The 16,747-nt window shown below is 35.3% G+C and carries 13 protein-coding genes and 5 tRNA genes; all 18 read left to right on the plus strand.

The window, feature by feature from the left end:
• Positions 1 to 8: 8 nt before the first annotated feature.
• Complete coding sequence (locus ACERII_RS02980) at positions 9 to 1,973, plus strand: DHH family phosphoesterase (protein ID WP_373639957.1); 1,965 nt, start codon at positions 9 to 11, stop codon at positions 1,971 to 1,973.
• On the plus strand, positions 1,970 to 2,413 hold the full coding sequence (gene rplI / locus ACERII_RS02985; RefSeq protein ID WP_373639958.1) for a 50S ribosomal protein L9: 444 nt from the start codon (positions 1,970 to 1,972) through the stop codon (positions 2,411 to 2,413). The genes ACERII_RS02980 and rplI overlap by 4 nt, the downstream gene beginning before the upstream one ends.
• 23 nt (positions 2,414 to 2,436) lie before the next feature.
• Positions 2,437 to 3,801, plus strand: coding sequence for a replicative DNA helicase (gene dnaB / locus ACERII_RS02990; RefSeq protein ID WP_373639959.1), 1,365 nt, complete (start codon positions 2,437 to 2,439; stop codon positions 3,799 to 3,801).
• 630 nt (positions 3,802 to 4,431) lie between these two features.
• Complete coding sequence (locus ACERII_RS02995) at positions 4,432 to 5,718, plus strand: adenylosuccinate synthase (RefSeq protein ID WP_373639960.1); 1,287 nt, start codon at positions 4,432 to 4,434, stop codon at positions 5,716 to 5,718.
• 226 nt (positions 5,719 to 5,944) lie between these two features.
• Positions 5,945 to 6,019 (plus strand) — tRNA-Glu (locus ACERII_RS03000).
• A 95-nt stretch (positions 6,020 to 6,114) separates the two neighbouring features.
• Positions 6,115 to 6,191: transfer RNA gene (locus ACERII_RS03005), tRNA-Met, on the plus strand.
• Positions 6,192 to 6,214: 23 nt separating this feature from the next.
• A tRNA-Asp gene (locus tag ACERII_RS03010) sits at positions 6,215 to 6,290 on the plus strand.
• Between the two features lie 33 nt (positions 6,291 to 6,323).
• A tRNA-Phe gene (locus tag ACERII_RS03015) sits at positions 6,324 to 6,399 on the plus strand.
• A 14-nt stretch (positions 6,400 to 6,413) separates the two neighbouring features.
• A tRNA-Thr gene (locus ACERII_RS03020) sits at positions 6,414 to 6,489 on the plus strand.
• A gap of 523 nt (positions 6,490 to 7,012) precedes the next feature.
• On the plus strand, positions 7,013 to 8,473 hold the full coding sequence (locus tag ACERII_RS03025) for a LysM peptidoglycan-binding domain-containing M23 family metallopeptidase (RefSeq protein ID WP_373639961.1): 1,461 nt from the start codon (positions 7,013 to 7,015) through the stop codon (positions 8,471 to 8,473).
• Positions 8,474 to 8,642: 169 nt separating this feature from the next.
• On the plus strand, positions 8,643 to 9,353 hold the full coding sequence (yycF, locus tag ACERII_RS03030) for a response regulator YycF (protein ID WP_373639962.1): 711 nt from the start codon (positions 8,643 to 8,645) through the stop codon (positions 9,351 to 9,353).
• 1 nt (position 9,354) lies between these two features.
• The gene (gene walK / locus ACERII_RS03035; protein WP_373639963.1) at positions 9,355 to 11,187 is read left to right on the plus strand and encodes a cell wall metabolism sensor histidine kinase WalK; all 1,833 of its coding nucleotides are present in this window, start codon (positions 9,355 to 9,357) and stop codon (positions 11,185 to 11,187) included.
• Positions 11,184 to 12,533, plus strand: coding sequence for a YycH family regulatory protein (locus tag ACERII_RS03040; RefSeq protein ID WP_373639964.1), 1,350 nt, complete (start codon positions 11,184 to 11,186; stop codon positions 12,531 to 12,533). Before walK ends, ACERII_RS03040 begins: the two co-directional genes overlap by 4 nt.
• The gene (locus tag ACERII_RS03045; protein WP_373639965.1) at positions 12,520 to 13,299 is read left to right on the plus strand and encodes a two-component system regulatory protein YycI; all 780 of its coding nucleotides are present in this window, start codon (positions 12,520 to 12,522) and stop codon (positions 13,297 to 13,299) included. Before ACERII_RS03040 ends, ACERII_RS03045 begins: the two co-directional genes overlap by 14 nt.
• Before the next feature lie 20 nt (positions 13,300 to 13,319).
• Positions 13,320 to 14,114: an MBL fold metallo-hydrolase gene (locus tag ACERII_RS03050; protein ID WP_373639966.1), complete on the plus strand. Its 795-nt coding sequence runs from the start codon at positions 13,320 to 13,322 to the stop codon at positions 14,112 to 14,114.
• 209 nt (positions 14,115 to 14,323) lie between these two features.
• Positions 14,324 to 15,553 carry a S1C family serine protease gene (locus ACERII_RS03055; RefSeq protein ID WP_373639967.1) on the plus strand — a complete coding sequence of 410 codons (1,230 nt, stop codon included), beginning with the start codon at positions 14,324 to 14,326 and terminating at the stop codon, positions 15,551 to 15,553.
• Between the two features lie 128 nt (positions 15,554 to 15,681).
• Entirely contained in the window at positions 15,682 to 15,837 is a 156-nt protein-coding gene (locus ACERII_RS03060; protein WP_373639968.1) for a CxxH/CxxC protein, read from the plus strand.
• A gap of 65 nt (positions 15,838 to 15,902) precedes the next feature.
• A complete protein-coding gene (gene rlmH / locus ACERII_RS03065) occupies positions 15,903 to 16,382 on the plus strand; it encodes a 23S rRNA (pseudouridine(1915)-N(3))-methyltransferase RlmH (protein WP_373639969.1) in 480 nt (159 codons plus the stop codon).
• Positions 16,383 to 16,747 lie beyond the last annotated feature (365 nt).

Genomic DNA, 16,747 nt, shown 5'->3' on the forward strand with positions numbered 1-16,747 from the left:
TGTGAATAATGCCAAATTACTTGCTAAAACGATGGCATGGGTATCACGTACTAGCACTACTATTTATTTCTGTAGTGTTTATAGGAATATTGACGTACATCCAATGGCAAATTGGTTTATTAGGGTTTCTTTGCTTAGCCTTTGTTACTTACTTAATGAGTCAAGCAAAAAAAGAGTTTGAAGAAGGATTATCTGATTATGTTTCAACATTAACTTACAGAGTAAATAAAGCCGGTGAAGAAGCAGTAACTAGTTTGCCGATTGGAATATTGTTATACAATGAAAATCATCAAATTCAGTGGGTGAATCCATTTGTAACAAATCTTTTTGAAAAAGATTGTATTGGAGAATCGATTAATCTGATTTCAGAAACACTTCAAGATCAGTTAGAAGATGATCAATTTCATATCACAATAGAGGAAAAAGAATTCCGAGTCATTCATCAAAAAAATGAAAGACTACTTTATTTTTTTAACGTAACCGAAGAACAAGAAATCAAGGATTTATTCGAGCGAGGCAAAACTGTTATTGGATTAATTTTTCTAGATAATTATGACGAAGTAACACAAGGGATGGATGATCAGTTAAGAAGCAAGTTACTTACACAAGTGTCAGATGCCTTAAATCGCTGGTCAAAGCAGCACGATATCTTGATGAGAAGAACTGCATCAGACCGTTTTATTGCTATATTCAATGAAGAGACATTACGTAACTTGGAAGAAGATAGATTTACCATTCTTGATGAGGTTAGGGAAGTAACATCTAAAGAAAGAGTGGCACTAACTCTAAGTTTTGGAATAGGCAGTGGTATATCCACATTAAGGGAATTAGGCACACTTGCTCAATCGAGTCTCGATCTAGCACTAGGTAGAGGCGGAGACCAAGTAGCAATTAAACAAACCAACGGAAAAGTGCGTTTTTATGGTGGTAAATCAAATGCTATTGAAAAACGTACTAGAGTAAGAGCAAGAGTTATTTCCCACGCAATAAGAGATTTTATCTCTGAGAGTGACAAAGTAATCGTTATGGGTCATAGAAACCCTGATATGGATTCTATTGGTTCTGCAATAGGAATGTTAAAGATTGCTGAAGCAAATGGAAAAACAGGGTATATTGTTTTAGACCCAAATGATATGAATCAAAGTGTGTATAAACTATTAGAGGAAATAAAAAATCATAATGAACTATGGGCACAATTTATAACGCCTGAGGAAGCATTGGAAGAAAGTACAAATGATACGTTATTGGTTGTTGTAGATACTCATAAACCATCCTTAGTGGCTGAACCTTCATTGTTAAAGTCAATAGAGCGTATTATCGTTATAGATCATCACAGACGAGGAGAAGAATTTATTAAAGAAGCGGTCCTTGTATATATGGAACCGTATGCTTCTTCTACAGCTGAATTAATTACTGAGATGCTGGAATATCAGCCAATTCATCCCAAATTAGATGTTTTAGAATCAACAGCCTTATTATCTGGTATTATTGTAGATACGAAAAGCTTTGCGATTCGTACTGGTTCTCGTACGTTCGATGCGGCATCTTATTTAAAAAGTAAGGGTGCAGATACTACACTAGTTCAAAAGTTGATGAAAGAAGATTTAAACCAATATGTAAAAAGAGCGAAGCTTGTTGAGAGAGCTTATATATATTCAGGTGGTATGGCTATTGCTAGAGGAGAAGAGAATGAAACGTATGGTCAGTTGCTCATTGCACAAGCTGCTGATACGTTATTAACGATGAATAATGTCATTGCTTCATTTGTCATTTCCAAGCTAGCAGATGGTCGTATTAGTATTAGTGCAAGATCATTGGGTGAAATGAATGTTCAAGTTATCATGGAGAATATGGGTGGTGGAGGTCATTTAACTAATGCCGCTACTCAATTGGAAGATATGGAACTCGATGAAGCGGAAGACTTATTAAAAGATAAAATTGATGATTATTTCAAAGGGGGACAGTCGTCATGAAAGTAATTTTTATGAAAGACGTAAAAGGAAAAGGAAAAAAGGGAGAAGTAAAGAATGTATCAGAAGGGTATGCTAGGAACTACCTTTTTCCAAACAACTTAGCTGTCGAAGCTAATACTGGTAATATGAAATCATTGGAAAAGAAGCAAGAAAGTGAACAACGTAAAGCTGATGAGGTAGTAGAAGAAGCTGAGTTATTAAAAAAGAAACTAGAAGATATGACCATTGAAATTAAAGCGAAATCAGGAGAAAATGGTCGTTTGTTTGGCGCTGTAACAAATAAACAAATTGCAGAGCAATTAAAGAAAAGCAAAGTAAAAATTGACAAACGTAAAATAGAAATGGACGAGCCTATTAGAGTATTAGGTTATACCAATATAAATGCGAAGCTACATCCAAAGGTGACAGCTACCATTAGAGTTCATGTAGTGGAAGAATAGTATCCATAGGGGGTAAATAAACTATGAGTGACTTATTTACTGATCGTACACCACCACAAAATATTGAAGCGGAACAGGCGGTGTTAGGAGCAATATTTTTAGATGATCAGGCTTTGGTCACCGCCTCTGAACGTTTAGTACCGGAAGATTTTTATCGAGCATCACATCAACGAATCTATAATGTTATGCTAATTATTGCACAACGCGGTGATCCTGTAGATCTTATTAGCGTTACAACTGAACTACAGACCAAGAAGTGGCTAGAAGAAGTTGGTGGAGTAACCTACTTAAGTGATTTAGCAAATGCTGTACCAACAGCATCTAATATAGAGTACTATAGTAGAATTGTAGAAGAAAAATCATTGTTACGTCGATTAATTCGAGTAGCAACAAACATTGCAACAGAAGGATTTGCTGCTGAAGAAGAGGTTGACTCTATACTAAACCAAGCTGAAAAAACGATTTTAGAAGTTTCACAACAAAAGAGTTCTAAAGCCTTCGTTTCGATAAAAGATGTCTTGGTAGAAGCATTTGATAAAATTGAATTGTTACAGCATACAACAGGAGAAGTAACTGGAATTCCAACAGGTTTCTCCGAATTAGATAGAATGACAGCTGGATTTCAGAGAAATGATTTAATTATCGTTGCTGCACGACCATCTGTTGGTAAAACGGCCTTCTCTTTAAACATTGCACAAAACGTAGCTACCAAAACAGACGAAAATGTAGCCATTTTTAGTTTGGAGATGGGTGCAGACCAATTAGTAATGCGTATGATCTGTGCCGAGGGAAATATAGATGCACAAAGACTTAGAACTGGGAAGTTAGAAGATGAAGATTGGCAAAAGTTAACCATGGCAATGGGAAGCTTGTCAAAAGCTGGTATTTACATTGATGATACACCGGGGATTAAAGTAGGAGAAATTAGAGCTAAATGTCGACGTTTAAAGCAAGAACGTGGACTTGGTATGATATTAATAGATTACTTGCAGCTTATTCAAGGGGATGCAAGAAGTGGAGAAGGACGTCAACAGGAAGTTTCAGAAATATCTCGTTCTTTAAAAGGGTTAGCAAGGGAGTTAAAAGTTCCTGTAATAGCATTATCTCAGCTTTCTCGTGGTGTTGAATCCCGTACGGATAAACGCCCGATGATGTCCGATATTCGTGAATCAGGAAGTATTGAGCAGGATGCGGATATTGTTGCCTTTCTTTACCGTGATGATTATTATGATAAAGAATCAGAGAAAAAAGATATCATAGAAATTATTATAGCAAAGCAACGTAACGGTCCAGTAGGAACAGTCGAGCTTGCGTTTGTAAAAGAGTATAATAAGTTTGTTAACTTAGAGAGACGGTTTGACGAAAGTGATATTCCACCAGGAGCTTAGTTTAAATAGACTAAGCTCTTTTTTATTGTTAAGGAAAACTATATTCTTATTGATCTGTAACTAGATGTATCATGGAAAGAAGTCCAGGTCCAGGCGCCATGACCTCTTGTCAAATAACCTGGCCGATTAAAAGTAAAAAGCACTTTTCAACTGAAAGAACATATTTCTTCGTAGATGTGAAAGCGGATTATGCTTTTCGTTCGTCCAGAACATTTGCATTTCGATCATAAAAGAGCGCATTGCGCTTTTCTTCCTTCACTTGTGTTTAGTTTAGTTCGATGGTAGTTGTATTAATGGGAATACATAATCAACGTAGGTGCTGAAGTTCAAGGACTAGTTATGTCTGTTAATTTGCTTGTGTTGCTGGAAGTAATAAACCTAAACCACTAATTAAGAACACGTATAACCAAGCTAAATGATGTAAGATAATCTACACTTTAAAAACGAACGTATTTTTAATATAATTAATAAATGTTCGGATTTTTTGTTGACTGAATGTACTAAAATTGATAAACTTACCTTGGTTTTCATGTTTTAAACATAATAAGGATAGAATAAGTAAGCAACATTGTTAAAGCTATTATTTATTAGTTCATAAATTGTAGAATATCATACGGAGGTGCTCACAAAATGCCATCAGTTGTAGTAGTAGGTACACAGTGGGGAGACGAAGGAAAAGGGAAAATAACAGATTATTTGTCAGAAAGAGCAGAACTTGTAGCGAGATATCAAGGTGGAAATAACGCAGGTCATACCATTGTTTTTAATGGAAAGAAGTACAAGTTGCATTTAATTCCATCTGGGATATTTAATGGCGATAAAATCTGTGTTATTGGTAATGGCATGGTAATTGAACCGAAAGCACTTGTTGAAGAGCTAAAATATTTACATGACCACGGTGTTAATACAAGTAATCTTCGTATTAGCAATCGCGCTCATGTTATTTTACCTTATCATTTAAAGTTGGATGCTGTTGAGGAAGACAGCAAAGGTGCAAATAAAATTGGTACAACACGTAAAGGGATTGGACCTGCTTACATGGATAAAGCGGCACGTGTTGGAATCCGTATCTCAGACCTTCTTGATAAGGAAACATTTGAAGAGAAGCTAGAATATAACTTAAAAGAGAAAAATCGTATGTTTGAAAAATTCTATGAAATTGAAGGTTTTAAAAAGGAAGATATATTAGATGAGTATTATGAGTATGGTCAGCAAATTGCTAAGTATGTAACTGATACATCCGTAGTACTAAATGATGCTTTAGATGAAGGGAAGCGAGTATTATTTGAAGGTGCTCAAGGTGTTATGCTTGATATTGACCAAGGAACATATCCATTTGTAACGTCTTCCAACCCAATTGCAGGAGGAGTTACAATTGGTTCTGGTGTAGGTCCATCAAGAATTAACCATGTTGTAGGGGTTTCTAAAGCATATACTACTCGTGTAGGAGATGGTCCATTCCCTACAGAATTACAGAATGAAATAGGAGATAGAATTCGTGAGGTTGGTAATGAGTATGGTACTACAACAGGAAGACCTCGTCGTGTAGGCTGGTTTGACAGTGTTGTAGTACGTCATGCTCGTCGTGTAAGTGGCATTACTGATCTTTCTTTAAACTCTATAGATGTTCTAACAGGAATCGATACACTAAAAATTTGTGTAGCATACAAGTATCGTGGGGAAGTAATCGAAGAGTTCCCTGCAAGCTTAAAAGTTCTTTCTGAGTGTGAACCTGTTTATGAAGAGTTACCTGGTTGGACAGAAGATATTACTGGAGTAAAATCCTTACATGACCTTCCGAAAAATGCTTTATACTATGTAGAACGAATTTCACAATTAACAGGAATTCCATTAACTATTTTCTCAGTTGGACCAGATCGAAATCAAACCAATCTTATTCGTGGAGTATTTGGATAATAAATTCACCACTTCAAGACCAGGGTTTATCAAAACTCTGGTCAACTATTTTTAAGAAAGAATAAAATATAATGTTTACTGTCTGGCTTCAGCCAATTTTTAAATACTTAAGACAATCACATTAAATTTTGTAATTATAGAAATATTAATTTGCTATTGCATTCAGTTAAAAATGATGTTAAGATAAATCTTGTCGCTGTCTTAAAGAATGCATTAAAAGACACATGGCCCGTTGGTCAAGCGGTTAAGACACCGCCCTTTCACGGCGGTAACACGGGTTCGAATCCCGTACGGGTCACCAAAATAAATATTTCTTTACATTTTTTCTGCAAATATGGTATAATAATTCTTGTGGTTTCACATACTGTATATTGTAACATGAACATTTCATAACGTCGCGGGGTGGAGCAGTCTGGTAGCTCGTCGGGCTCATAACCCGAAGGTCGGTGGTTCAAATCCGCCCCCCGCAACCAAATTTTTTATTAGTTATGGACAAGGTCCCGTGGTGTAGCGGTTAACATGCCTGCCTGTCACGCAGGAGATCGCGGGTTCGATTCCCGTCGGGACCGCCATTTTTTTTTGTTTAAAATCTATCATAATGTAGAGGCTCGGTAGCTCAGTCGGTAGAGCAATGGACTGAAAATCCATGTGTCGGCGGTTCGATTCCGTCCCGAGCCACCACTTTCAGCATTTATGCTGGCCTAGCTCAATTGGTAGAGCAACTGACTTGTAATCAGTAGGTTGGGGGTTCAAGTCCTCTGGCCAGCACCATACATAGTAAATGACACCTATTCCTTTGTAGAATAGGTTTTTTTATGTTCTTCTATTATCGGAGTTTCACATAAATCTTATTTATCAAAAATACTTAAACAACCATTCGCTTCTACTCTTTTGTAAAATCTGTAGATAAACGTCACATGTTATTAACAATAAAACCTATTTACTTACAAATATTTCATGTTTTGTTTCATTAATATTACAAAATGTTTCGTTATAGTGGAAGTTAGGGGAAACTGGTAGATTGGTATACTACGTTGTGGAAATCAAGCATTTATTGTCATAAATCCTTATTTTATAAGGTTTATCTGTATTTTTTTCTTGAAGAAATAAGCAGAAAACCTAGGAATAGTAGGAAGACAATATAACATTGTGTAACAATAATAATACAAATTTTTTACGTTTTGAAGGATAACGCTCTTAGTCTATGTTTTATGGTAAAATATCAATGTTGATATAAGATAATAGTTTTAAATATAAAAGTATAGTAAATCGGAAGTTTTCTAGGAGGAAAACCATGAACGTTTCAACAGATTCTCTTACATATAAAAGTAGAGGTAAATTCCAACTTAATAAATTAATTTGTTTAATTTCAGTGATACTTCTTTTTTCTATTGTAGATGCCACTAAAGCAAATGCTAATGAAGGAAGTAATGAATCTCTACTAAACATAAAGACTATATACCATGTCTATTATGGTATGGAACGTGTTGGAATAGTTGATGATACAAAACTCATAGAAAACTATAAACAAGAAAGACTAAATACATTAATAGATGAATATAAAGATTTAGAGTTTTCATTAGACGAAGAATTTCACTATATACCTGAACGTGTTTTTTTTCATAGAAATACAAACAATTTAACCCTTCATGTATTAGATGAATTAGTAAAAATTCATGCAGAAACATATGAAGTAAAAATTGGAGAAAATCTCTTAGGGCATATCAGTAGAGATGAAGACTTAGAAGATTTCGTGAGAACACTAAAACATGAATATGTGACAAAAGAGGAACTTGAAACTTTTGAAGATGAAGAAGCAGGAAAACAAGCAAAAGTTGGAACTTCCGTTATTACTGATATATATCTATCTGAAGAAATAGAATGGAACGAATCACTTGCTAATCCTAAAGATATATTTTCTATAAAGGATGCTATTAAAATTCTCCAACAAGGTACGTTGGAAGCAGAAATATATACAGTAAAACAAGGTGATGTTTTAGGGTCTATTGCAGCAGACCATAATTTATCAATGAATGAAATTAAACAGATAAACCCCGGGATTACGGAAGACTCCCTGTTACGAATTGGTGATGATTTAAATGTTACAGTGTTAAAGCCTATGATTAGTGTCATTGTGGAGAAAGAAATGAAAAAGGAAGAAACAATTTCTTATCAAACAGAGACAAAAGATGATAGCGAAATGTGGCAAGGAACATCACGAGTAGCTCAAGAAGGTAAAGATGGAAAAAAAGTGATTGAATACAAAGTTACCTATGAAAATGGTCGTTCTGTGAAACAAGAGACAGTTTCAGAAGAAATTATTACAGAACCGATAAACAAAGTTGTTGTAAGAGGTACCAAAACATCACCATCTAGAGGATCAGGTCAGCTTTCTTGGCCAGCTGTTGGTGGTTATATTTCCAGTTATCAAGGGATGAGATGGGGAAGATACCACCGTGGCATAGATATTGCTAGGCCGTCTAATTTCAATATTTTAGCAGCTGATAATGGAACTGTGAAATCAGCTGGATGGGAAAATGGTTACGGAAATACAATACGAATAAACCATAACAATGGGATGGAAACAATGTATGCTCATTTGGCCAGTATAAACGTTCGTGTTGGACAAACTGTAGGTAAAGGTCAAACCATTGGAAGAATGGGTTCTACAGGTAATTCAACAGGAATACATTTACACTTTGAAGTGTATCAAAATGGACAATTAAGAAACCCAATGGACTTTCTAAATAGGTAAAAGATATTACCCCTCTTAACTACATGATAGGATAGTTAAGAGGGGTTTCTCATTATAGAAATACAATATAATATGGTAAACTTTCTACAAACATGATAGAGACTGTTTTTTTAAATATGATAAAATTAAACTATAATATCCTAAATAAATCTAGGAGCGGATGATACTTATGGAAAAGCAAAAAATTCTAGTTGTTGATGATGAACAACCAATTGCAGATATTTTAAAATTTGGTCTAGAAAAAGAAGGATTTGATGTAACGTGTGCTTACGATGGTAGAGAAGCGATTGAAATGACCAAAAAAATCGAACCAGATTTAATTCTGTTAGATATCATGTTACCTTATCAAGATGGAATGGAAGTATGTCGTGAAGTTCGTAAAACATATGACATGCCTATTATCATGTTAACTGCAAAGGATTCAGAAATAGATAAAGTGCTCGGTTTAGAGTTAGGAGCAGATGACTATGTAACAAAACCATTTAGCACGAGAGAGTTGATTGCTCGTGTTAAAGCAAATCTTCGTAGAAATCAAAAATCGAAAGAACAACCAGAAAAAGAGAAGAAAAATATTGAAATTGGTCCATTACTAATTCAACCAGATGCATATTTAGTGTCTAAAAGAGGAGAGCCTATCGAACTTACTCACCGAGAATTCGAATTAGTATACTATTTAGCAAGACATATTGGACAAGTAATGACGAGAGAGCATTTATTGCAGGCTGTATGGGGGTATGATTATTTCGGAGATGTACGAACTGTTGACGTAACTGTTCGACGCTTACGTGAAAAAGTAGAGGATAATCCTAGCCATCCTACATGGATTATTACTCGTAGAGGTGTTGGTTATTATTTAAGGAATTCAGATCAGGAGCAATAAAATGAACAAGATTCGGTTTTACAAATCAATACACGTAAAAATCGTTATTATTTACGTATTATTAATACTAATTGCAATGCAAGTTATTGGAGTTTATTTTACAGGTAAATTAGAAGAACAACTTGTAAACAATTATTTTGAAACTCTGGATGAGAGAGCTAATCTTCTTGCCTATTATACGGAAGAAGAAATGAAGCGAGATGAAGAGACGGAAGAAAGACCACTTTCACGTAGAATAAATGAATTGATACTAGAGTTATTTGATAATGATAATAGAAGTAATACAAATGTTCAGGTTATTGATAAGAACAATACAGTAATTAGTGTATCTAACCCAAGTCAACGTATGAATATTGGTCAGAGAACTACCAATCCACGAGTAAAACGTGCCTTATTAGGTAACCCGTTAGATCCTGAGGTATTGGTGAATCCCAATACAGGTCATCGTACGAGAGTAATGGCAAAACCAATTCCTATAAACTCCCCTGAAATTATTGGGGCAATATATATAGAAGCTTCGATGGAAGAGATATATAGTCAAATGAGGCAGATTAACCAAATTTTACTAACTGGAACAGTAATGGCTTTAGCAATTACCGCTATTTTAGGTATTCTATTAGCTAGAACAATAACCAGGCCCATCGTTGATATGAGAAGACAAGCATTAGTGATGGGGAAAGGTGATTTTTCGAGAAGTGTTAAAGTTTATGGGGATGATGAAATCGGACAACTAGCAAGAGCATTTAATGACTTAACAAATAAATTACAAGATGCCAATGCTACGACGGAAGGAGAAAAACGGAAGCTCTCTTCCGTTTTAACCCATATGACGGATGGGGTTATTGCTACAGATAAGCAAGGAAAAATTATCTTAATGAATAAAAGAGCAGAAGCAATGCTAGAACAAAAACAGGAACATGTACTAGGTGCGGAACTAACAAAAATTTTAAATCTGGATAAGTTTATGAAGCTTGAAGATTTATATAAGTTTACGGACCCAATTCTTTTAGACTTTGATTATGATGAAGAAGAGTTAATTTTAGAAGCTCATTTCTCTGTAATTGAAAAAGAAAACGGTGCTCAAAATGGTCTGATAGCTGTGCTTCATGATGTAACAGAGCAAGAAAGAATTGAAGAAGAACGTAGAGATTTTGTGGCCAATGTATCTCATGAGTTACGTACTCCTTTAACATCGATGAAAAGTTATTTAGAAGCCCTTGCAGATGGAGCTATTGAAGATCCAGAAGTAGCACCGAGATTTATTCAAGTGACTCAAACGGAAACAGAAAGAATGATTCGTTTGGTTAATGACCTTTTACAATTATCAAAAATGGATAGTAAAGATTATCATATGAATTTCTCGGCAATTAATTTACCACAGTTTGTGGACCAAGTTGTAGAAAGATTCGAAATGTCTACCAAAAATGATTCCATTTCGTTTAAACACAAAACCCCTAATAAAGATATCTTTGTCTATGGGGACCGTGATAAATTAACACAACTACTTGATAATATTGTTTCTAATGCAGTGAAATATTCTCCTGAAGGTGGATTCATTACTTGCTCACTAAAGGAAGAAAAGGAAAGAGTTATTGTAAGTATAAAAGATGAGGGTGTAGGAATTCCTAAGGAAAATATTCCACATGTTTTTGATCGGTTTTATCGTGTTGATAAGGCACGATCCCGTAATTTAGGAGGAACAGGATTAGGCTTAGCGATAGCAAAGGAAATTGTTTTGGCTCATGGCGGATCTATTTGGGTCAGCAGTGACTGGGGGAAAGGAACGATGATATCCTTTAGTCTTCCTTACGTTGAGGCGGTGACAGAGTCATGATAGAAAACTTAAAAACGGTCACTCTTTGGCTTTTAATTATTCTCAGTATTATATTGACGTATTTAATCTGGACATACCAAGCAGATTATGACATGCTTTTGCAGCCTGATTATTTTCAGAGTGAGATTATAGGTGAAGAACGTACTATTAATCAATTATTACAACCAGAACAAATCATTCTTCATGAGGAAGGTAGTAGTTTTTGGATTCCTCCTTCAAACAACTCTTATAAAGAGATTATTGATAATGTAAAAGGAATTCAACTAGATCGGTTATATACAGGTGCGGAGTCTTCAAAGAGTATGATATTTCAAGTGGATGGATTAGAAATTATTTTTCCTAAGAATTTTAAACAAGAGTGGGTATATTCCATGTTGAATATAGATAGCGAAGTATCTCTTTCAATGGAGACGATAGATAGAATTATTTTATTTACGAATGTAACTAGTTCAAGTGAGGTTTCCATTCGTATAATTTCGGCAGACCAGGAAAAATTCTATCAAGGCAATACAGGAATGTCTGTAAATCAACTTCAAGCGCTATATAGACAATATGGAGAACCTTTTGAAGTAGAACCAATTTATTTCTCCAGAGAACCTAACCCATTTGAAAGAAGATATGTATTGAAGGAAGAAGCTACATTAAGAGGATATTCCCATTTATCGGAATCATTATCTGTTATTGCCTTTCGACAAACTTTATTAAATGATCCTGAGTTTGTAAAACATTATTCCCAGGGAAATCATGAAAGTGCTTATACCGATGGAAATCGGATTATGAATATAGTAGAAAATGAAACAATTTTGCGCTATATAAACCCAGTAAGCACGAACCATAGAGACACAGTAGAAAGGTCTATTTTAGATGCCAGTGTTGAGTTTATTAATGGTCATTCTGGCTGGACTGACCAGTATAGACTTACCTCTTGGTTTGAAGGTGCATTAAATGATCATGCTGTATTTCGAATGAACGTGGATGGGTTATCTATTTTAGGTTCTAATCTTAATAAAGAGGAATTTTATACAATCCAGGTCAGTAGGACTGGTAATCAAATTTCTGAATATGTTAGGCCTTTATTTGAAGCGGAAGCGGAAGCCTTTAATATAACAAATAAAACACTAGCACCTTATTCCGAAATTCAAGAGTATCTAGAGACTAGCGAATTATTTGATAGTGAGTTAATAGAAGATGCGCAAGTCGGATATTACATGAGAAAGCAAACTCCTAGTTTAGTGATTTATGACCCATCTTGGTTTGTATTAGAAAGAGGAGAATGGAGACGTGTGGAGAAGCCTTCACCAAGTGGATCGTTAGAACGTGAGGTGGATCAAAGTGGATTGGAGTAAAACAAAAACAATTTTTATCATTACATTCCTCCTATTAAATGTCTTTTTAGGTTATCAACTTGGAGAAAAACGTACGGCAGGAAACTTAAACATCATTAACCAAGTATCATTTCAAGATAACCTAGCAGAGAATAATATACAAATTTTAATAAATGATGTAGAAAAACCACAAGTAGGCTCATCAATTATTGGTTCAACTGTTAAGTACGATCTAGAAACTTTAGAAGGCCAACTACTGGACCAAGACCTTTCTTTAATTATGAATGATACGATGATCCTAGCTGATCTAGTAACGCCTTATAAGCTATCTGAGTCAAGTATAGAGGCAGGAGTAGTAAATTTTTTACAAGAATTTATTATTAATGGAGATGAATATAGATTTACGGTCTTTAATGATGAAAATAACACGATTAATGTTCATCAATTATACAAAGAGAAGCCAATTGATAACTTTGAATCAGGTCGTGCTCAAATTGTACTACATTTAAATGAGGATCTTGAGATTGAGGCGTATGATCAAATTTATATAGAAATAAGCCAAGAGATACGAGAGCAAGAAATGCTATCTCTTATAAAGGCAATTGAAGTACTTTTTAATAATCAGTATATACCTGCAAATACTGTATTGGAAAATGCAGAATTAGGATATTACAGTCTATTGCCTGCTAGTGGGGAATTTCAAGTGTATGCGCCAATGTGGAAAATCAACATAAACGGAGTATATTACTACGTAAATGCTATTGATGGAACCATTCAAACGAATTAAACACGATGGAGTGAATATAAATGGGAATACGCTTTAGTGTACTTGCTAGTGGAAGTACAGGGAACGCCATATATGTAGAATCAGACCAGCATCGCATATTAATTGATGCTGGTTTAAGCGGGAAAAAAATAGAACAGTGTTTTCAACAAATTAATATTTCACCACAAAGCTTAGATTGCATCTTTGTTACACATGAGCATGTAGATCACATCAGAGGTGTAGGAATATTAGCGCGAAGATATAATCTACCTATCTATGCAAATGCAAAAACGTGGAATGCAATGAATAGTGCCCTGGGTGAGTTAACGACAGATCAGAAGTTTCACTTTGAAATTGGGGAAGTGAAAACATTCGGTGATATGGATGTAGAATCTTTTGGAGTTTCTCATGATGCTGCTGAACCAATGTTTTACACGTTTCATAAGGAAGGTAGAAAGCTAGCATTAATAACAGATACAGGCTATGTTAGTGATCGAATGAAAGGTGTAACAAAGGGTGCAAACACGTTTGTTTTTGAGTCAAATCACGATATGGATATGCTAAGAATGGGGAAATATCCATGGAACACTAAGAGACGTATTCTGGGAGATGAAGGGCATGTATCGAATGTAGATGCTGCCTTAGCTTTGTCAGATATTCTTTCTGATGATCCAGTAAATGTGTATTTAGCACACTTAAGTTTAGATAATAATATGAAGGAACTTGCAAGAATGACCGTGCAGCAGACATTAGAAGAAAAAGGCTTTGAAGTTGGAAAACAGGTGAAGTTACATGATACGGATCCGGTAAAAGCAACACCGTTAGCAGTTGTATAAAAAATATGTGTTTAGTAAAAGATATTATGGGAAATCCTATGTATGTGTGGAAAATTAACGAAAAAATGACTTTCTAATAGACGGTACTATTCATAGTCTTATAAAATATACTCAAGGGTAATAGTGTAATTTGCTTTTGATGGTACCCCTCACTAGAGGGATACTAAAACTTTTCTCAATAAGAGATAGATTTGGAGGAGGGTTATATTATGGGATACTATGATGGGCACTATGAACAAACAAGAAGTAATGAAAAAAAACCAACAAAGTGGTCAGGTTTGTATTCTTTTTTTGGAGCTATAATTGGAGCATTGATTGTTGTATTTTCCATTCCTACCTTAGCGAATAACGGATTCCTTCCTTATGATGTGGTACCAAAAGGATCTGTTATAGAAACGGATAGAGAATCTGGAGAGGCTAGGGAAGTACTCAGTGATATACCAACAGAGATGGTTAACATTTCAATGACTTCAGAAATAATTGAAGCGGTGGACCGTGTTTCAGATGCTGTTGTTGGTGTTGTAAATATGCGCCAATCTACAGGTTTGTTTGGCTCATCTTCCGGTGGAACAGGATCAGGAGTTATTTATAAAATAGAGGGTGACAAAGCCTTTGTTGTAACAAATCAGCACGTTATCGCTGGTCATAACGAAATTGACGTAACTCTAAGTAATGGTTCACGAGTTCCGGCTGAGTTTGTTGGTGAAGATGAAATCACGGACTTAGCAGTTTTAACAATTGATGCAGATGAAGTAACAGCTGTTGCGGAATTTGGAAATTCTGAATCTTTACGAGCTGGAGAGCCTGCCATTGCTATCGGTAATCCGTTATCTTTTGAAGGATCTGTAACATTAGGGATCATTAGTGCAGTAGAACGAAGTATTCCTGTAGATACAACTGGTAATGGGCAGCCTGATTGGAATGCAGAAGTAATCCAGACAGATGCAGCGATAAATCCAGGTAACAGCGGTGGAGCGTTACTAAATATTCAAGGAGATGTTATTGGTATCAACTCCATGAAAATTGCTCAATCTGCTGTAGAGGGGATTGGTTTTGCTATACCAGCATCTGTAGCAATCCCTGTTATTGAAGACCTTGAAATGTACGGACAGGTACAACGTCCACAAATTGGAATAGTGATGCGTTCTCTACAAGAAATTCCTAGTTTTCATTGGCAAGGAACGTTAGGACTTCCAGAGGAGATTAAAGGTGGCGTATATATTGAAGCAGTTCCTGAAAGTGATTCCCCTGCTGGTCGTGGTGGACTTCAAGAAGGAGATGTTGTCGTAGAGCTTGACGGTGAAACGATTAAAGATGGCCATGATTTAAGACGATTCTTATATACCGAAAAGAAAATTGGCGACACGATGGAAGTAACGTATTATCGTAATGGTGAAAAACAACAAACAGAGCTTACACTAGATCGTCGAGTTGAATAAATTAGGAAGGGGAGCTATGAAAGAGTGGCTCCCCTTTTTGTCTTATAAAAGGTTGTCCACAGGTGATTAAATTTAAATATGGGTATGCTATAATGTCGTAGGATAAATTTTTCAAGGAGTGAAATGTAATGTATAGTTGCGAAAAACATGTAGAAATAGCGTTAGATGAAGTAATAGATGAACATGAAATGCCGCCTGAAATTGAATTAGTTCAGTCACAAGAAAGAATTTCTAATAGATGCTCTTTTTGTGAAGAGGAAGCCAAATATAAAATCAGTGGATAATTCCACAGTGGACCTGTGTATATGTGGATAACTATTGTGGATAAGTTTTCTTGGAGGGGAAAAATTTGAATATAACAATTGTAACAGTTGGAAAATTAAAAGAAAAATATCTGAAGCAGGGAATTGACGAGTATTTAAAGCGACTTTCTACCTATGCCAATATTCATATAATAGAAGTTCCAGACGAAAAAGCACCCGAAAATATGAGTGATATGGAGATGGAGCAGGTAAAAGGGAAGGAAGGAGAACGAATTCTATCAAAGTTATCCACAGATACATATGTTATTGCATTAGCGATTGAAGGAAACAAGTGGAGCTCTGAAAAATTAGCTAAAGAACTTGATCAACTAGCTACGTATGGTAAAAGCAAAATTGCATTTGTCATTGGTGGATCTGTAGGTTTAAGTAAAGAAGTATTAAATCGAGCCCAGGCACACCTTTCTTTTTCTGATATGACATTTCCGCACCAGTTGATGAGGCTGATGTTGGTGGAGCAAGTGTATCGGGCGTTTCGGATTAATCGGGGGGAACCGTACCATAAGTAAATGAGTTTGTTTATTATAAGATACGAATAACGCTTATGTAAGATCAAATCACCTAGCATAGGCTTTATTTTTTAATATTCAATTTTGGAGTGGTATCTTTTTTATAAAGAAAAAATCTTCATTTATCTTTATTCAATATCATTGAACATTTTTAAAATTAATAAATAATTTACCCTGTTCCGTGTCTTACCCGCTCCCCACCTTATCTATTCTACAATTGGAAGTTATATTAGAAGTACATATAGATAGAAATGGAAATGCATAATGTGAAATACGTCTATAACACTTTTGATATTCTCACACCTATCATAGTAATCAGGACTACAATTACAATTGCAAAGTAGTCGAGATAGTTTGTCATAAGC

The sequence above is a fragment of the Evansella sp. AB-rgal1 genome, from assembly GCF_041820985.1.
GTDB lineage: Bacteria > Bacillota > Bacilli > Bacillales > Salisediminibacteriaceae > Evansella.